Annotated in this window: 15 protein-coding genes; 9 read left to right on the top strand and 6 right to left on the bottom strand. The window is 73.6% G+C overall.

Annotation, left to right across the window (positions count from 1 at the left end):
* Positions 1-8: 8 nt before the first annotated feature.
* On the bottom strand, positions 9-1,037 hold the full coding sequence (locus AB0N31_RS23485; protein ID WP_366060352.1) for a 2-oxoglutarate and iron-dependent oxygenase domain-containing protein: 1,029 nt from the start codon (positions 1,035-1,037) through the stop codon (positions 9-11).
* A gap of 666 nt (positions 1,038-1,703) precedes the next feature.
* Between AB0N31_RS23485 and AB0N31_RS23490 the strand changes: the two genes are divergently transcribed.
* Positions 1,704-2,156 carry a GNAT family N-acetyltransferase gene (locus tag AB0N31_RS23490; protein ID WP_366060353.1) on the top strand — a complete coding sequence of 151 codons (453 nt, stop codon included), beginning with the start codon at positions 1,704-1,706 and terminating at the stop codon, positions 2,154-2,156.
* Between the two features lie 133 nt (positions 2,157-2,289).
* Complete coding sequence (locus AB0N31_RS23495) at positions 2,290-3,714, top strand: PAS domain-containing protein (RefSeq protein WP_366060395.1); 1,425 nt, start codon at positions 2,290-2,292, stop codon at positions 3,712-3,714.
* 35 nt (positions 3,715-3,749) lie between these two features.
* On the opposite strand, the gene AB0N31_RS23500 is transcribed toward AB0N31_RS23495, so the two are convergent.
* Positions 3,750-4,505, bottom strand: a complete 756-nt coding sequence (locus AB0N31_RS23500) for an SIS domain-containing protein (RefSeq protein WP_366060354.1) — start codon at positions 4,503-4,505, stop codon at positions 3,750-3,752.
* 226 nt (positions 4,506-4,731) lie between these two features.
* On the opposite strand from AB0N31_RS23500, the gene AB0N31_RS23505 reads away from it, so the two are divergent.
* Both AB0N31_RS23505 and AB0N31_RS23510 read left to right on the top strand, forming a co-directional pair.
* The gene (locus AB0N31_RS23505; RefSeq protein ID WP_363086735.1) at positions 4,732-5,424 is read left to right on the top strand and encodes a metal-dependent transcriptional regulator; all 693 of its coding nucleotides are present in this window, start codon (positions 4,732-4,734) and stop codon (positions 5,422-5,424) included.
* Positions 5,425-5,992: 568 nt separating this feature from the next.
* Positions 5,993-6,976 (top strand): alpha/beta hydrolase, encoded by a 984-nt coding sequence (locus AB0N31_RS23510; RefSeq protein ID WP_366060355.1) that lies wholly within the window; start codon positions 5,993-5,995, stop codon positions 6,974-6,976.
* Between the two features lie 64 nt (positions 6,977-7,040).
* On the opposite strand, the gene AB0N31_RS23515 is transcribed toward AB0N31_RS23510, so the two are convergent.
* Positions 7,041-7,703, bottom strand: a complete 663-nt coding sequence (locus tag AB0N31_RS23515) for a bifunctional DNA primase/polymerase (protein WP_366060356.1) — start codon at positions 7,701-7,703, stop codon at positions 7,041-7,043.
* A gap of 288 nt (positions 7,704-7,991) precedes the next feature.
* On the opposite strand from AB0N31_RS23515, the gene AB0N31_RS23520 reads away from it, so the two are divergent.
* The gene (locus AB0N31_RS23520; protein WP_366060357.1) at positions 7,992-9,377 is read left to right on the top strand and encodes a transcriptional regulator; all 1,386 of its coding nucleotides are present in this window, start codon (positions 7,992-7,994) and stop codon (positions 9,375-9,377) included.
* Positions 9,378-9,576: 199 nt separating this feature from the next.
* Positions 9,577-11,250 carry a hypothetical protein gene (locus AB0N31_RS23525; protein WP_366060358.1) on the top strand — a complete coding sequence of 558 codons (1,674 nt, stop codon included), beginning with the start codon at positions 9,577-9,579 and terminating at the stop codon, positions 11,248-11,250.
* Between the two features lie 29 nt (positions 11,251-11,279).
* Here AB0N31_RS23525 and AB0N31_RS23530 read toward each other — a convergent pair whose 3' ends face one another.
* On the bottom strand, positions 11,280-12,632 hold the full coding sequence (locus AB0N31_RS23530; RefSeq protein WP_366060359.1) for an ABC transporter substrate-binding protein: 1,353 nt from the start codon (positions 12,630-12,632) through the stop codon (positions 11,280-11,282).
* Between the two features lie 118 nt (positions 12,633-12,750).
* Between AB0N31_RS23530 and AB0N31_RS23535 the strand changes: the two genes are divergently transcribed.
* Complete coding sequence (locus AB0N31_RS23535; protein ID WP_366060360.1) at positions 12,751-13,251, top strand: hypothetical protein; 501 nt, start codon at positions 12,751-12,753, stop codon at positions 13,249-13,251.
* 66 nt (positions 13,252-13,317) lie between these two features.
* A complete protein-coding gene (gene purU, locus AB0N31_RS23540; protein ID WP_366060361.1) occupies positions 13,318-14,202 on the top strand; it encodes a formyltetrahydrofolate deformylase in 885 nt (294 codons plus the stop codon).
* 54 nt (positions 14,203-14,256) lie between these two features.
* On the opposite strand, the gene AB0N31_RS23545 is transcribed toward purU, so the two are convergent.
* Positions 14,257-15,537 carry a zf-HC2 domain-containing protein gene (locus AB0N31_RS23545; protein ID WP_366060362.1) on the bottom strand — a complete coding sequence of 427 codons (1,281 nt, stop codon included), beginning with the start codon at positions 15,535-15,537 and terminating at the stop codon, positions 14,257-14,259.
* Positions 15,534-16,118, bottom strand: a complete 585-nt coding sequence (locus AB0N31_RS23550; protein ID WP_366060363.1) for a sigma-70 family RNA polymerase sigma factor — start codon at positions 16,116-16,118, stop codon at positions 15,534-15,536. The genes AB0N31_RS23545 and AB0N31_RS23550 overlap by 4 nt, the downstream gene beginning before the upstream one ends.
* 371 nt (positions 16,119-16,489) lie before the next feature.
* Here AB0N31_RS23550 and AB0N31_RS23555 point away from each other — a divergent pair, with 371 nt between their 5' ends.
* Positions 16,490-16,867: an STAS domain-containing protein gene (locus AB0N31_RS23555; RefSeq protein ID WP_366060364.1), complete on the top strand. Its 378-nt coding sequence runs from the start codon at positions 16,490-16,492 to the stop codon at positions 16,865-16,867.
* Positions 16,868-16,910 lie beyond the last annotated feature (43 nt).

Below are 16,910 nucleotides of genomic sequence, written 5' to 3' on the forward strand. Positions count from 1 at the left end.
GGCGGCCGTCAGGCGGGGCTGAGCAGCTCCGCGTGATGCCGCTCGGCCACCAGCGGATGGGCCCGCAGCTTGCCCTTCAGCTCGTTGAAGCCGTACTCGGCGAACAGCGGATTGGCCGGATCGTCGGTCACGCCGGGCGCGGCGGAGGCGTACGGGAAGGGCAGCGGCTCCACCCGTGCGTCGAGGCGCGGGTTGTAGAAGAACGGCACGGAGAACCGCTCGACCGCGCTCGGCGGCGACACCACCCGGTGGTTGGTGGCCACCAGGTACCCGTTCGTCGCCACCTCCAGCAGCTCACCGAGGTTGACGACGAACGCCCCGGGCAGCGGCGGGACGTCGTGGAAGAGCCCGTCCTCCCGCTGCACCTGGAGCCCGCCCACCCGGTCCTGGAGCAGCAGCGTCAGGAAGCCGTAGTCCTTGTGGGCCCCCACCCCCTGGCCGGTGCCGTCGCCCGCGCTCCCCGGATAGCGCACCAGCTTCAGGTGCGGATGTGCCCGCTCCCCGAACACCGGGTCGTAGAAGTCCGCGGGAGCCCCGATCGAGGCGAGCAGCTCGTGCAGCAGCCGCTGTGCGACACCGCTGAGCCGCTCGACCCACCGCAGCGCGGCCACCCGCAGCTCGGGCAGTCCGGCGGGCCACTGGTTGGGCCCCTCCAGCCACCAGTACGCCGGCTCCCCGGGCCCCGGCACCCGCGCCGGCCGCTCCGCGCCGATGTCCAGCTGGTCCCGCCAGTCCTGCCGGCCCCCGGTCCGCTCGTCACCGGTGCGCGTGTAGCCCCGGAAGTGCGGCGAGTTCACGTTGTCGATCGCGAGCCGCTCGGCCTCGGGCAGCGCGAAGAACCGCCGCATCGCGGAGAGCAGCGCCGCCGTCTCCGCCTCGCTCACCCCGTGCCCCACGAGCTGGAAGAACCCCACGTCGTGCGCGGCGCCGTGCAGCTGCGCGCGCAACAGCTCCCGGGCCTCGGGCCCCCGGTCGGCGGCGGAGAGATCGATGATCGGCAGTTGCTGGTACGACGGGTTCGTCGACACGTTCGTCATGGTGCGTCCGCGGGGTGTACGGGGCCCGCGCGAGCGCCGTGGGTAGGGGCGGGCGCGCGGGTGCCAGGTGGGCAGAGAAAGGGGGGAACACGGGCGGTTGTCGAACCGCGAAGGGGCCGGACGGCTCAGAGGGAGCGTCGACAGCCCATGCTCGTGACGCGGACGTAGTCCACGTGGCGGCGCCGAACGAGCGAAAGCATGCGGTCAGGGTACTCCCCGCCCGCGCATTCGTGCGTGGCGTGCGTCACGTACCGAAGGATCCACGGTCGGCCCGCTCGAACGGCGGAGTTCCGAGGGGAGCCCGTGAACGCAGGCGACCCGCGAGTCCGGTCCTCCGGGGAGGGCCGGCCGGACGTACCGGCGACTCGCGGGTCGGGTGACTGCTGGGATTGGGCCGGCTGCACGCCTCTTTCACGTGCGGGTCCGGCACCGCACTCGGTGTGGTGACGGGCCGCTAGCCCGCAGCCACCTCACGCGTCCGGTTCTCGTACATTCGCCGAACCACCTCCCTTCTCGTGTGCTCGCCACCCTAAGAAGCGTCCCGCCGTCCGTTCAACCCCTTTTTCCGCAGGCCTCTCCAGGAGGCGGGTGGACGTGCGCGCGCCGCCCGCCCGCCGGACCCGCAACCGCGTTGACGCCCGCCCCGCCGCACGGTTGCCTGGTGCCGTGACCGATCTTCGTCTTCGCATCGCGCCGGTCGCCGGTGCGGCCATGCTCGAGCAGTGGCGGCACGTCCACAACACGATCGTGCCCCCGGCCGCCATGTCCCCCGACGAGGCACGCGCGCGTGCCGACCGCTACCGCCTGGAGAACGCCTACCTCGGCGACGTCCTCGTCGGCTGCTCGACGCTGCGGCCCCCGGCGGGCGAGGAGGCGGTGGCCACCGTCATCGCGCGCGTGCTGCCGCCGTACCGCCGCCGCGGACACGGCACCGCGCTGTACGAGAACGGTCTCGCCCACGCGCGCGTGCTGGGCGCCCGGACGGTGGAGACGTGCGTGCTGGCCGTCAACGAGGACGGCCTGCGGTTCGCCGCTGCGCACGGGTTCGTCGAGACGGAGCGGTACACGCTGGACGGCGAGGACGACGTCTGGGTAGACCTGCGGCTGACCGCGCTCTAGCGGGCCGGTGCGTACCGGGCGGGACCGGCGTCCGACGATTCCCCCCGCAATCTTGCGGGAACCATATGTGGGCTGCGTCACGTTCAAGTTGAATGAGGGCACAGGGCACGTGAGCGAAGCTGAGGGGGTCCAGGTGAGTGCTTCCCGCCGTAGTGGGACCACCGACGAACTGGGACCGGACGAGCCCGAGCGGCCCGGCCCGGAGGGGCCGGACGGCTCGGACCTGCTCGCCGCGCTGCTCGACGGGATGGACGCGGCCCTGTGCGCCTTCGACGCCGACGGCGTCGTCACCCACTGGAACCGCGAGGCGGAGCGCATCCTCGGCTGGACCGCCGCGGAGGCGGTCGGCCGGCACGGCTTCGCCGGCTGGGCGGTGCGCGAGGCGGACGCCGAGGAGATCGAGGGCCGGCTGATGGCCGCGATGCGGGCGCCCGGCCGGCAGGTGCACGAGTTCGCGCTGCTCACCAAGGACGGCGGCCGGGTCCTGGTGCGCACCCAGTCCGCCGCCGTCCGCGGCCCCGACGGCAAGCCCGCCGGGCTGTACTGCGCGTTCAGCGAGGTGCACACCCAGATCGACCTGGAGCGCTCCATCGCCCTGAGCGAGGCCCTCTTCGCGGACGCGTCCTGGGGCGTGGTCCTCGTCGACGCCGACCTGCGCCCCGCCGTCGTCAACGCGCACGCCGCCCGCGCGCTCGGCACGGGCCGTACGGCGGTCCTGGGCCGTCCGCTGGGCGACCTGCTCACCCGGGGCGTCGAGGAGCTGGAGAACGCGCTCACGCACGTCCTCGCCGAGGGCGCCCCGCCCGCGCCCGCCGAGATGTGGGTGGGGGTGCGGACCCCGGACGGCGAGAAGCGGCGCTGCTGGCGCAGCGGCTTCGTGCGGCTCGCCTCCCCGCTCGCCGAGGAGCCGGTGCCGCTCGGCGTCGGCTGGCTGTTCCAGGACGTCACCGAGGCCAAGCAGGTCGAGCAGGAGGCGGCCCTGCTGCGGTTCCGGACGAACCAGCTGCACCGGGCGTCGCGGGCGGCCGCCGAGTGCGAGGACCCGGCGGAGGCGGCGACCGTCCACCTCGACTTCGCCCTCGCCGGCTTCGCCGACCACGCCGTGATCGACCGGGTCGCCGGCGCGCCGAGGGCGGACGGGGAGTCGGACGCCCCGCCGCGTCTGGTGCGGGTGGCGGCCACCCCCTCCGGCGGACCGGGCCCCAGCGTCCTCACCGGCCACGCCGGGCTGCCCGTGGGGTACGCGGAGAGCCACCCGGCGCTCCAGTGCGTGGCCCGCGCCGGCTCGGTGCGCGCCTCCGCGGGCAAGGTGGCGCCGGACCGGGCCGTCGAGTGGGCACGGGCGCGTCAGTGGCCCGAGGACACCGTGCACGCGCTCTGCGCGGTCCTGCGCAGCCGCGGCCGCACCTTGGGCGTCGTGACGTTCCTGCGCGCGGCGGGCCGTATGGCCTTCGAGCGCTCCGACGCGACCTACGCCGAGGACGTCGCCGTCCGGATGGCGGCCGCCCTCGACCTCGCCGACCTCGCCGGTCCCGCCGGGAGCGGCGACGAGGTCTGAGGCGCGCGGGAGCCCGTCACCGCGGGCGCGGCCCCTCAGTGCCGGTAGAAGATCCGGTCCCGGTACTCGTCCATGATCCGGCCGTTCCAGTCGTGGCCGCCGTCGACGTTGCCGGAGCGCAGCAGCGGGGGCTCGATGCCGCGTTCCGCGAGGGAGGCGGCCGCGGTGGCCACGACCGCCTGGAGCAGGGCCGTGGTGACCACGGTGGAGGCGGGCGCGAAGGGCGCGGGGACGGTGTCGAGGGTCAACTCGGCGTCCCCGACGGCGATCTTCGAGTCCAGGACGAGGTCGCAGTGATCCTTGAGGAACGTCCCCGACCGGTGCCGGGACGTCGTCTCGGCGGCGTACGCCACCGAGGTCACGCCGATGACCTTCACGCCCAGGGCGCGCGCGTTGAGGGCCATCTCCACCGGGAGGGCGTTGCGGCCCGACAGCGAGACGATCACCAGGGCGTCGCCCGCGCGCACCGGCGAGGTGTCCAGGACCGCGCTCGCCAGGCCGTCGACGCGTTCCAGGGCGGAGCCGAGGGTGGCGGGCGTGACGTCGACGCCCACGACGCCCGGCACCGCGAGCAGGTTCATCAGTGCCAGGCCGCCCGCGCGGTAGACGACGTCCTGCGCGGCGAGGGAGGAATGGCCGGCGCCGAAGGCGAACAGGCGTCCGCCGGAGGCCACGGTGTCGGCGAGGAGGACACCGGCGGCCTCCACGGCCTCCGCCTCCTCGTCGCGAACCCGCTGCAACAGGCCGATCGCGGCGTCGAAGAACTGCGCGGCGGGCGTGCGGTCACTCATCCGAGGGGCCCCTTTGCCGAATCCGGTGTCCGTGTCCGTGTCGCGGATCACCGTGCGGTCTGGACCAGCACCCTGTCAACACGGCCGGGGAGCGGCGGCCCCGGCGCGACCCCCTCGTCTCGGCGGCGCGGCACGCTTGTCGGTGGTATCCGGCAGAATTGAGGCCAGGGCCAGCGCACGAGCCGGAGAGCCGTCCAGCCTCCGGCCATCTCATCGAGGGGCACGTATGTCCGGACTGATCGACACCACGGAGATGTATCTCCGCACCATCCTCGAGCTGGAGGAGGAAGGTGTGGTCCCCATGCGCGCCCGGATCGCCGAGCGGCTCGACCAGAGCGGGCCGACGGTCAGCCAGACGGTGGCCCGTATGGAGCGGGACGGCCTGGTCTCCGTGGCCAGCGACCGGCACCTGGAGCTGACGGACGAGGGCCGCCGCCTCGCCACGCGCGTGATGCGCAAGCACCGCCTGGCCGAGTGTCTCCTCGTCGACGTGATCGGCCTGGAGTGGGAGCAGGTCCACGCGGAGGCGTGCCGCTGGGAGCACGTGATGAGCGAGGCCGTCGAGCGCCGGGTCCTCGAACTGCTGCGTCACCCCACCGAGTCGCCGTACGGCAACCCCATCCCGGGACTGGAGGAGTTGGGGGAGAAGGACATCGCCGATCCCTTCCTGGACGAGGGCATGGTGTCGCTGGCCGACCTCGACCCGGGCCTGGAGGGCAAGACGGTCGTCGTACGCCGCATCGGCGAGCCGATCCAGACGGACGCGCAGCTGATGTACACACTGCGGCGGGCCGGCGTGCAGCCGGGCTCGGTGGTGAGCGTGACGGAGTCGGCCGGCGGCGTGCTGGTCGGCAGCGGCGGCGAGGCGGCCGAGCTGGAGGCGGACATCGCCTCCCACGTGTTCGTCGCCAAGCGTTGACGGTGGCGTCGGTGCACTTGCTGAGCGTTGTTCAACTGTTGCGGTTGCCGGGTTAGTTGAGGCGTCCTGTCGATCTCGTCAAATCGGTGATTCCCTGTGTCGAACCGCAGCGCTCCGGCGCCGCGCGTGCCAGGCTGTCGCGTGAGGCATACGACCTGAGGGGGCGGGATGATGTGCCGCGGATCATGGGAGGGCCCCGGCGCCCTGCGGCGCCGGGGCCTGTCCTCCCCTGTTCTGACCTGGAGCCCCGAGCTCTCAAGGTCATTCCCTTCGGACCGGTTTCCCCGAGCGGTCCGCCCCCCCGTTGAAGATCTCCCCTCGGTGGCGGCGATCATTCCTTGAGGGGGGTCACTCGAACGAGGGGTGTTGCTCGCGGAAGCAGATGTTTTCGAATGAACGTTCGGTAGCGTGCGGGTGAGGGGCCCGTGCGTGACGCGGTGCGCGGGGCGCGCGGGCAGTGAGGCAGTGGGCAGCACAGCGGTACGACGGCAGACACGACGCGTGACCGGACCGGCCGGCTCGAGCGGGAGCGGGGGGTCCGAGCGGGAGCGAGGGGGTGCCAGGAGCTATGGCGCGACGCATCGACGTGACCGGGGCGGGCGGTGTACGCCTGGCGGCCTGGGAGTTCGGCGACCCACCCAAGAAGGACCCGGCGGAGAACGGGCCGGAAGCCATGATTCCGTCCCAGTCGGCCGGGACGCCGAGCGGTGAACCGGCCGGGGGAGCGACCGGGGAACCGGCCGTGGCGGGCGGAGGGTGGTCCGGACCGGCGGCCGCCGAGCGCACCACCGGCGTGCTGTTACTGCACGGTCTGATGGGCCGGGCCTCGCACTGGGCGTCCACCGCCCGCTGGCTCTCCGAGCGGCACCGCGCCGTCGCCCTCGACCAGCGGGGCCACGGCCGGAGCGACAAGCCGCCGCGGGCCGCCTTCACACGCGAGGCGTACGTCGAGGACGCCGAGGCCGCCCTCGAACAGCTCGGCCTCGCCCCCGCCGTCCTCGTCGGCCACGCCATGGGCGCCCTGACCGCCTGGCAGCTCGCCGCCAAGCGCCCCGACCTGATCTCCGGCGTGATCATCTGCGACATGCGCGCCTCCGCGCTCGGCGCGGCCTCGCAGCGCGAGTGGGCCGACTGGTTCACGTCCTGGCCCCTGCCCTTCGCCACCCTCGCCGACGTCCGCAAGTGGTTCGGCGAGGACGACCCCTGGGTGGAGCGGCCCAACCCGGCGCGCGGCGAGTTCTACGCCGAGGTGATGCAGGAGTCCGCCGACGGCTGGCGCCCCGTCTTCGAACCCGAGCAGATGCTCAAGTCCCGTGAGACCTGGGTCTACGACGCCCACTGGGAGGAACTCGCCCAGGTCGGCTGCCCCACCCTGGTCGTCCGCGGCCTGAACGGCGAACTGGGGCGCGCGGAGGCTCAGGAGATGGTGCGGGTGCTGCCGCGCGGGGAGTACGCGGAGGTGGCCGACGCCGGTCACCTCGTCCACTACGACCAGCCGGAGGGCTGGCGGACGGCCATCGAGCCGTTCCTGGACGGGGTACTGGCGCACTGAGCGGGCCGACGAGGGAGGCCGGGCGCCTCTGCGCGAGACGCCCCCTCCGAAGACACCCCGGGGTCTACCGGTCCCTGCCGCACGCGTAGGCCAGCGGGGAGATCAACTCCTCCGCGTCCGGCAGCCACCGGTTGGCGGGCGTGGGCCGGCAGGCCCACTGCACGGCCCCCCGCGACCCGAACCGCGTGGGCGGCGCCGCCACGTACGCCCCCTCGCCCAGCGCGACGAGGTCGAGGGAGGACGGCGTCCACCCCAACGTGCGGACGAGATCCGGCACCTTGGCCGCAGCCCCGGGAAGGACGAAGAAGTGCATCCGCCGGTCCGGCGCCGACGTGACCGGGCCCAGCGTCGACTCCATCCGCTCCATCCGCGCCAGCGCCAGGAACCCGGCCGTCTCCGGGACGGAGATCGCGTCGAAGGTCCGCCCGGTCGGCAGCAGGATCGACGCACCGGGCTGCTTCTGCCACATGCGCCGCGCGACGGTCGCGCTGCCCGTCGCCTGCGTCGCCCAGTCGGGCCGGGCCGGGTGCGCCCCGGGCGCCGGACACGCCGCGTCGTCGCAGGAGCAGCGCTGCGCCCCGTCGACGGCTTCCAACCAGGTGCCGGGGACGACGTCCCAGTGACGTTCCTCGGTGTAGCGAACAGCGGTCTCCAGCAGCGATTCCCCGCGCTGCTTCGGGATCTGGGTGGCCTCGGCGCCCGCGATGGTCTTTTCCACGATGAACACAACTCCGGGCGTCACCAGGGGTTACGGCCCGCCCACGTGCGCGGGGGAGGAGCACCGATTCCCCGTCCGGGGCGCACGGGTGCATGACCGGGGGCGCGCGGGAGGAACGAGCGCGTGAGCGGGTAGTGAGGCTTGGGGGAAGCTTCCGTCTTTACCCAGGCAATCCTCGCATGCCTCGCATTCTCGTCCTGTCCGCGGGGCATTGATCTTCACGGCCGGAACTTTTCGGTGGAAGACACATCAACTCGGTGCGCGGGAAAGGCACCGCAGCCACAGGGGGTAGTGCCAATGGCCGCAAGGCCTCTCGTCGCGCGGCAGCCGAACGAACGGCTGCAGGCGCTCATCCAGGAAGCCGGATGTTCGAACGCCGGGCTCGCCCGCCGCGTGAACATGTGCGGCGCCGAGCACGGTCTCGACCTGCGCTACGACAAGACGTCCGTGGCCCGTTGGCTGCGCGGACAGCAGCCGCGGGGACGCGCCCCGGCGATCATCGCCGAGGCCCTGGGCCGCAAACTCGGCCGCACGGTCACGATCGACGAGATCGGCATGGCCAACGGCAAGAACCTCGCGTCGGGGGTCGGTCTCCAGTTCTCGCCGACGGTACTGGGGGCCATCGAGCAGGTCTGCGAGCTGTGGCGCAGTGACGTGGGCCGGCGGGACTTCCTCTCGGGGGCGTCCGTGGCCGCCTCCGCGCTGGTCGAACCGAGCCGTGACTGGCTGATCTCCTCGCCCGACGCGCAGGTGGCGCGCTCGGCCGGCCCCCGGGTGGGCCTGTCCGACGTGGCGGCGGTGAGGGCGATGACCCAGGCGCTGGTCGAACTGGACCACCAGTACGGCAGCGGGCATGTGCGCCCGGTCGTCGTGCACTACCTCAACAGCGTCGTCTCCGGCCTGCTCACCGGCTCCTACCGGGAGGCGGTGGGGCGCGAACTCTTCTCCTCCGTGGCCCGGCTGACCGAACTGGCGGGCTACATGGCCGTCGACACCGGGCAGCCCGGCCTCGCCCAGCGCTACTACATCCAGGCCCTGCGCCTCGCTCAGGCGGCGGGCGACCGCGGCTACGGCGGCTATGTGCTCGCCGCCTCCATGAGCCACCTCGCCGCCCAGCTCGGGAACCCGCGCGAGATCGCCCAGTTGGCGCGCGCGGCGCAGGAAGGGGCGCGGGGGCGGGTGACGCCGCGCGCGGAGGCCATGTTCCACGCCGCCGAGGCCCGCGGGCACGCCCTGATGGGTGACGTACGGGCGGCTCACGCGGCTTCCGGGCGGGCCGTGTCGGCGCTGGAGGCGGCTGATCCGGCGGCCGGGGACGACCCGGCGTGGATCGCGCACTTCGACGAGGCCTATCTGGCCGACGAGTTGGCGCACTGTCACCGTGACCTCGGTCAGGCCGAGGCGGCGGCGCGCTGCGCGGAGCAGTCGCTGGCCGGGCACCCGGAGAGCCGGGCCCGCCGACGGGCCATCGGATATGTGCTGTTGGCCACGGCGCAGGTGCAGCAGCGAGAGGTCGAGCAGGCCTGCAACACCGGTACGAAAGCGGTGGAGTTGCTGGAGACGCTCCGCTCCGACCGCGGTGCCGAGTACCTGGAGGACCTCCAGCAGCGGCTGGAACCGTTCCGGGAGGAGCCCGTGGTCAGGGAGTTCGGGGCGCGACTGGAGCTCCAGGCCGCCGCGTGAACATCCGGGGCGCCGTGGCGTGAACGGCCGGGAAACGGCCCGCCGTCGCACGGCCGGCGGCGGGTACGGCGCACGGCGCTTCGGTCCTCCGGCCGTCGCACGGGAGGGAGATCATGACCTGAGCTGCGTGGCACGGGGTTCCGGGGACCCGGTAGCGTGAGCCGACGATTCCGAAGGTCCCCCATCAGTAGGAGTCCCGGTGACGCAGAGTGGACAGGGCGAGGAGCCCTCGGCGCGGCCCGCGCGCGAAGGCATCGTGCTGCCCTCCGACGGCGGGGAACCCCTGCTGCCGGGCACGGCGAACGGCCCGCGGCAGGATCCCCACGGCGGCCGGCAGCAGTACGGCCGGGAGCCGTCCCCCCCGCCGGCCGGCGGGCAGACCTGGGACCGGTCCTGGGGACCGGAACAGCAGTCGGAGTATCAGCCCGGGCAGCAGCCGGGGCAGGCCTGGCCGCCCCCGGCGGACCAGCAGCAGTGGGGCGGGGACCGGCAGTGGGACGCCCCGCAGCCGACCGGCCCCGACGCGTGGCGGGCCGCACCGCAGCCCGGACCCGGTCGGGGCGCCGGCCCGCTGCCGCCCGAGGGCGCCCCCGCGCCGTCGTACGGCCACGGCGTGCCGGCCGCGCCGCTGCCTCCCATGGCCGACGGCGCCACCCAGTACGTACCCCCCGTCTCCGCGTCCGGGCCCGCGCCCGTGGACGAGGGGGCCACCCAGTACATACCCCCGGTCTCCGCGTCCGCGCCGCTGGACGAGGGGGCCACCCAGTACATACCGCCCGTCCCCGCACCGGGGCCGGGCGACGAGGGCGCGACGCAGTACCTCCCGCCGGTCGCGCCGGGCATGCCGGGAGCCCTGCCGCCCGAGTCCCCCGCGGAGTCCACCCACTTCCTGGGCCGCGCCCAGCAGCACGGTCCGGGACCGCAGGCCGCCCACGGCGGGCAGCACGGCTCCCACGCCGACGCCGAGGCCACCCAGTACATCCCGCCGGTGACCGGCCAGGGCCCCTACGGCGCCGGCGAGAAGCAGCCGCCCGCCGAGTTCGACAACCTCTTCCGCAGCGGCCCCGCCGACGACGGCCCGGCCGGGTCCACGCAGCAGATGCCGCGCTTCTCGGAGCCGGAGCCCCCCGGCCACGGCGCCCACCCCGCGGCCCACGCCCAGCCCTCGTACACGCCGCCCGGCGGCGGCTCCGGCGGCCGGCGCGCGATGCGTGACGACGACCACCGGGGTGGCGGCCGCAGCGGCTCGCGGGTGCCGCTGTTCGCGGCGGTCGGCGTGGCCCTCGTCGTCGTCGGGGTCGGCGCGGGCGCCCTGCTCTCCGGCGGGGGCGGTGACGAGCAGGGCGACGGCAACGAGACCGTCGCCGCGTCACAGCCCGCCACCGAGGGCTCCGCCTCGGCGTCCGCCGACCCGGCCGAGCAGCAGGCGATCGCCCTGGACAAGCTGCTCGCGGACAGCGGCAGCAGCCGGGCGACCGTGATCGGCGCGGTCGCCGACGTGAAGAGGTGCGACAACCTCGCCCAGGCCTCCTCCGACCTGCGGGACGCGGCGAAGCAGCGCACCGGGCTGGTGACCGCGCTGTCCGGCCTGGCCGTCGACAAGCTGCCGGACCACGCCAGGCTGACCGCCGCGCTCACCAAGGCGTGGCAGGCCTCGGCCTCCGCCGACGACCACTACGCGGCCTGGGCCGACCAGGTGGCCGCCGACAAGGGCAAGCTCTGCAAGAAGGGGCAGGCCCGCAGCACGGGCCGGACGCAGGAGGCCAACCGCGCGAGCGGCACGGCCAGCGCCCAGAAGACGCAGGCCGCCGCGTTGTGGAACGCGATCGCGAAGACGTACGGACTGACGGAGCGGCAGCCGACACAGCTGTGACCCGGGGAGGGGCCCGGCCGGCGTCGGCCTCAGTCGACGTCGGCGTTCTCCAGCGTCCTCGTGACGTCGACGAAGCCCTTCTTGGCCGCCGCCAGCCGGCCCTGCTTCACGGTCTGCAGGGTCACGTTGGCATTGACCAGCCGCGGGAAGCCGATCGAGGCGAGCTGGTCGGTGAACTCCCAGCGCAGGGTGGGCGTGAGCCCGCCCGTGCTGATCCGCAGGCCGTCGTCGAGGGCGCCGGTGACGGTGTCGGCGGTCACCGCGCCGCCGCCCAGCGACTCCACGGCCTTCTTGAACACGGTGTAGGCGATCCAGGTGGTCTGCACGCCCGTGTCCGCGGGGTCGATCCGGGTGTCGGAGAAGGCGCTCTCGCTGATCACCTTCTTCATCGGGTCCCAGCGCGGATCGCTCGCCACCGGGTACCAGCCGGTGACGTACGCCCCCTCGAAGGCGCTGGACGCGCCGCCGGTGGAGTTGATGACCGACTGGTCGACGCTGCCGAGGACGGTGGCGGTGCTCACGTCGGGGTGGTCCCCGCGGGCGCGCCGGAAGGAGTCCATGAAGGTGCCGGTGCGGTCGCCGAGGGCGGGGACCACGCACCCGCCGCCCTTGCCTGCCGTGCCGGTGTTGCCGGCCCGTCCGGCCCCGCTCGTCGCGGTCACCTCCTTGAGTGCGGCGTCGGCCTGCGCCGAGTACTCGGTGGCGTCCTCCGCGGCCAGCTGGTCCACGGCCTTGTCGTGGCCGCCCGCCGTGAGGCCGGCGTCGAGCATGGCGGGCAGGGTGTCGCCCGCGATGGTGTCGGGGCGCACGAGGGCGACACGGCCGCAGTCCGCGGCGAGTTCCTTGCCGAGGCCGGCCAGCAGGGCCGGCTGGCCGCCGTTGACGGGGTAGGAGAGCGGACTGGTGAACTCGGCGTTGGTGACGCCGTAGCCGCCGATGTAGGGGATGCCGGCGCCTTCCAGGTACGGGAGGAAGGAATCGGAGCGCTGGCTGTAGGAGCCGATGACGGCGACCGCCCCCGCCTTCACGGCCTGCCGCGCGCACTTCGCGGCGTCCACGCCGCTGTTGTGGTCGTTGCAGGTGAGGACCTCGAGCTTGCGGCCGTTCAGCCCGCCGTTGGCGTTGACCCACCGGGCGTAGGCGCGGGCGAAGGCGGGCATGCCGGGCTTGTTGGTGGCCGCGGTGCCCTCGGGCGCCCAGGTCATGACGGTGATCGTGCCGTCCCCGGAGCCCCCCGTGGCACCGGGGACGAGCCCGCAGCCGGCGGCGAGCGACGCACACGCCACGAGGGCGCCCGCCGACCGGACGGTGGTGGTGAAAGACCTGGTGGGGCGGATGAACCTGAGGAGGAAGGTGCTTCGCGTGCGTTGCCTGCCGGTCATGTCCCTGCACGATTCCGCCACACGGCCAACCTCCGAGTGACCCACGGCCGACGGGGAGTGACGGGGAGGTGAATTGCGGGGGCCGACGCGACCCGCGGGGCGGGGAAACGTACGATCGATGACCGTGCAAGGTTCGGAGAACTCTTCCCGTCGCGGCCGTCGCTCCTCCACCATGGGCGGCATGCCACTCAACGACATGCCGTGGTGGCGCTGGCGCAGCAATGTGCGCTCCGCGCTGCACATGCTCTCCGACCCGGTGTTCCAGCGGGACGTCTGGCTGGCCGGCGTGGACGGGTACGGGGACGTCACCGACGCCGTGTACCGCCTGGTCGAGGACACCTGGCTCGACAACTGGTCCGCCGAAAAGTACGTCGGCACGATCTTCCGCGACTCGCAGGAGGCGGCGCTCGTCGACACCGCCGTCCTGCGCGTCCTGCGGATCATGCACCAGGTCGGGCCGGACGCCCCGGTCTCCGCCTACGTCGACCACGAGGGCTGGCCGGACGCGGTCCGGGCGGCGCGCGACGCCCACGTGCGCATGGCGGCGGCCGACGGCGAGGAGCCGGACACCCCGCCGCGCACGCTCGAAGTGCTGCGGATCATGACACGGACGGCGTGACGGCCGGGATTCCGCCCTGCGGACGGATTTCCTGCGGGTACGACCTGTCATGAGACCCTGTGCTGCATGAGTGAGCAGTCCACCCGCGCCACGGCGACCCTCGCCGACCAGTACGTCCTCACGCTGTCCTGCCCCGACAAGCAGGGCATCGTGCACGCCGTGTCCAGCTACCTGTTCATGACCGGCTGCAACATCGAGGACAGCCAGCAGTTCGGCGACCACGACACGGGACTGTTCTTCATGCGCGTCCACTTCTCGGCGGAGTCGCCGGTGACCGTGGACAAGCTGCGGGCGAGCTTCGCGGCGATCGGCGACTCCTTCCACATGGACTGGCAGATCAACCGGGCCGACGAGAAGATGCGCATCGTCCTGATGGTCAGCAGGTTCGGCCACTGCCTGAACGACCTGCTGTTCCGCGCCCGGACCGGCGCGCTGCCGGTGGAGATCGCGGCCGTGGTGTCCAACCACACCGACTTCGCCGAGCTGGTGGGTTCGTACGGCATCCCCTTCCACCACATCGCGGTGACGAAGGAGAACAAGGCCGAGGCGGAGGCGCGACTGCTGGAGATCGTCCGCGAGGAGGGCGTCGAGCTGGTCGTGCTGGCCCGCTACATGCAGGTCCTCTCGGACGACCTGTGCAAGCAGCTCAGCGGGAGGATCATCAACATCCACCACTCGTTCCTGCCGAGCTTCAAGGGCGCCAAGCCGTACCACCAGGCGCACGCGCGGGGCGTGAAGCTGATCGGCGCGACGGCCCACTACGTGACGGCCGACCTCGACGAGGGGCCGATCATCGAGCAGGAGGTCGAGCGGGTCGGGCACGACGCCACGCCGGACCAGCTCGTGGCCGTCGGACGGGACGTGGAGTGCCAGGCGCTGGCGCGGGCCGTGAAGTGGCACGCGGAGCGCCGGATCCTGCTGAACGGGCGGCGGACGGTCGTCTTCGCGTAGGCCGTTCCGCTGCGTGGTGCCGCCGCCGGGCTCCGTTTCCGTCCCGGGTGGGCCCTACATCCGGCTCAGGGACGCCGCCGCGGACAGGACGTCGCGGATGGCCGTCCGGTCGCCCACCTGGCCGGCCGCCGCCTCCTCCGGGGAGACGTGGCCCGCCGCGAGCCGGCAGAACTCCACGTCGTCCAGGGCGACATGGGCCACCTCGTGGTCGGCGGAGCCCACCGCGGCCGGGGAGTCGAGCGGGATGAACCACTCGCCGCCGCCCCGTCCCTCGATCTCCAGCCGCAGGCTGCGCCCGGGACGGCCGGCGGTCACCAGGTGCCTGCGGTCGCCCGGCCCGGCCAGTCCCGCGCGACGGCGTTCGGCGAGGACGGCCGGCAGCATCCGGGCGGCGAGGTCGACCATGCCGCGCAGGTGACGCGGCGCGGGCGGGTCGTAGGGGTAGTCGACGGCCTCGGCGATGTCCACGGCGTGCACCCAGCATTCGAAGGCCCGGTCCACCAGCGCGTCCCGCAGCGGCAGTTCGAAGTCGCCGTACGGCACCGCGACGGTGCCGGGGTCTTCGCCACGCTCGGCTTCGCCCGCACGGGTGGTGCCCCCGCTGGAGGACACCGTGCGGACGACCGCGTGGGCCTGTTCCCGCCAGGGGCCGCGCACGGACCGGGTCGGCGGGAAGTGCGAGGCTTCCCAGAACGCCTCCGTCCGCTCCGCGGGCGTGCCGGCCGGCTTGCCCGCGGTGCCGCCCGTGGCCGGGCCCAGCGGATCGTCGAGGCCCAGGGCGACGGCGACCAGCCCGTCCACCGCGAGCAGGTGGGCGATGACCCCGGCGACGGTCGTACGGCGGCTGGTGGCGTCCTGGCCGCGGAACCAGCGCAGCCGCACGGGTGCGTGCCACTCCGCGTCCCCGAAGTCCTGGAGCAGCGCGTCCAGCCGGGCGGTCTCCGCGTCGTACGCCATCGCCCAGTCGGGCACCGGGATGCGCGGCGGGCGCCGGTCCAGGCAGCTCTCCAGGACGCGGGTGCGCAGGCCCGGATCCAGGTCGAGGCTGTCGGGGCGCTGGAGCAGGCCGACCGCCTCGCGCAGCCGCCGTGCCTCGTCGGCGCAGGCCCCGCAGTCACCGAGGTGGTCCTCGACGGCGGCGGTCTCCTCGGCCGAGCAGGCGGCCAGCGCCCAGGCTCCCAACAGCGCCTTCAGCACCGGGTGTTCCAGCCGCGGCGGCGCCGGAGCGGCGGGTTCCGGAGCGGGCCGCGGGAGGCCGCCGTCCGCCACGGAGGCGTGCGGGGTCCGCGGGAGGCGGTCGGCTCCGGTGTTCTCGGGGAACCGGTCCTCGGTCATGCCGCACCCCCGTAGCGTCCGGGCGGGGCGCCGGGGGCGCCGGCGTCGTGGGCCGTGGAGAGCAGTTGCAGGCCGAGGCGGAGGCGCCGGCGCGCCTCGTCCTCGGTGACGCCGAGGTCGGCGGCGGTCTGGCGGTAGTCGCGGCGCTGGAAGTACGCCAGCTCCAGGGCGGCGCGCAGCGGGGCCGGCATCGACTGGACGATGTAGTCGGCGCGGGCGGCGACCGAGGCGTGACGCACCTTGTTCTCCAGCTCCTCGGTGCTGCCGGAGCCGTCCGGCGCGAGCGCCGCGGTCTCCGTGGCGCGCAGTCGCTGCACGGCCAGGCGGTGGGTCAGGTCGGCGACCCAGGTGCGCAGGGGACTCTCCCGGGGGTCGTAGGAGTCCGGGTGCTCCCACACGTGCGCGAAGACCTCGTGGGTGACGCCGTCGGCGGCCCGTTCGTCCCCCAGCACGCGGTGGGCCAGGCCGTGCACGAGCGAGGCGAACCGGTCGTACAGCTCACCGAGGGCGGCGGCCTCCCCGCGCGCGAGGCGCTGTTGCATCCTGCGGTCCCAGCGGGGCGGTGCGTCCTTCTTCGCCATGCGGCCCCCTCAGCCCTGCCCGTGCCCGGCGCCCCCGCCGGGACCTGTCCCTGTCCAGCCTGCGTGCATCGTCACCTCGAATGTAGTCGGCACGTCCGACGACGCACGCCCCTTTGGTGCAATGTGCGCCCCCTGCACTTCGGAGGGTGGTAAAGGCCCGCTCTGGGCACACCTACCCGACTTGCCGGTGATCAGACTGGATCAGGGTTGATTGGACCTTGTTCCGGTGAGATCGAACAGGACCGATAGCGATCGGAACAAGCCTCTTTCTCGCATTGGTTGTTTTTTGCTCGTCGTTTCGGGGAACGGCCGCTGGGCAGCCGCGCTGCGAGGAAGCGAAGGGACAGCTTCCGTTCGGGCGGACGAAGGGCGTGTGGGTGGCTTTCAAAGTGACCGTCGGCGAACGGAGCGGATGGGCCGTGCTCCGGGTGTCGGGCGAACTGGACCTGGTGACGTCCCCGTTGCTGCGCCAACGGGTGCACGACGAAGTGGCCGAGGGCCGCCACAGCCTCGTCCTGGACCTCTCCGAGGTGCATTTCTGCGACTCCAGCGGAGTCGGCGTCCTCATCGCCTCCCGGCGGCTGATCCGCTCCTGCCGGGGCCGCCTGCGGCTGATCCTGCCGGCGCGCGGCGCGGTCGAGGACTCCCACGTGAACCGGGTCCTCGGCGCGCTGGGGGTGCGCCGGCTGTTCGACGTGTACGGCGACGTCGCCGAGGCCGTGGACGGCACCGAGCCGCTGTCCGCGTAGGCACCGGCCGACTCCGCCCCGGGGCCGTCGGCGTCGTACGCTC

Origin of the sequence: Streptomyces sp. NPDC051051 (assembly GCF_040682975.1) — a bacterium.
In the GTDB taxonomy this organism is placed as follows: Bacteria; Actinomycetota; Actinomycetes; order Streptomycetales; family Streptomycetaceae; genus Streptomyces.

Bases quoted from the DNA above. Each gene is read 5' to 3' on its own strand.
- AB0N31_RS23550 (WP_366060363.1), bottom strand. From the start codon at position 16,118: ATGGCGAAGAAGGACGCACCGCCCCGCTGGGACCGCAGGATGCAACAG.
- AB0N31_RS23500 (WP_366060354.1), bottom strand. From the start codon at position 4,505: ATGAGTGACCGCACGCCCGCCGCGCAGTTCTTCGACGCCGCGATCGGC.
- AB0N31_RS23545 (WP_366060362.1), bottom strand. From the start codon at position 15,537: ATGACCGAGGACCGGTTCCCCGAGAACACCGGAGCCGACCGCCTCCCG.
- AB0N31_RS23520 (WP_366060357.1), top strand. From the start codon at position 7,992: ATGGCCGCAAGGCCTCTCGTCGCGCGGCAGCCGAACGAACGGCTGCAG.
- AB0N31_RS23485 (WP_366060352.1), bottom strand. From the start codon at position 1,037: ATGACGAACGTGTCGACGAACCCGTCGTACCAGCAACTGCCGATCATC.
- AB0N31_RS23505 (WP_363086735.1), top strand. From the start codon at position 4,732: ATGTCCGGACTGATCGACACCACGGAGATGTATCTCCGCACCATCCTC.
- AB0N31_RS23530 (WP_366060359.1), bottom strand. From the start codon at position 12,632: ATGACCGGCAGGCAACGCACGCGAAGCACCTTCCTCCTCAGGTTCATC.
- AB0N31_RS23510 (WP_366060355.1), top strand. From the start codon at position 5,993: ATGGCGCGACGCATCGACGTGACCGGGGCGGGCGGTGTACGCCTGGCG.
- AB0N31_RS23535 (WP_366060360.1), top strand. From the start codon at position 12,751: ATGACCGTGCAAGGTTCGGAGAACTCTTCCCGTCGCGGCCGTCGCTCC.
- purU (WP_366060361.1), top strand. From the start codon at position 13,318: ATGAGTGAGCAGTCCACCCGCGCCACGGCGACCCTCGCCGACCAGTAC.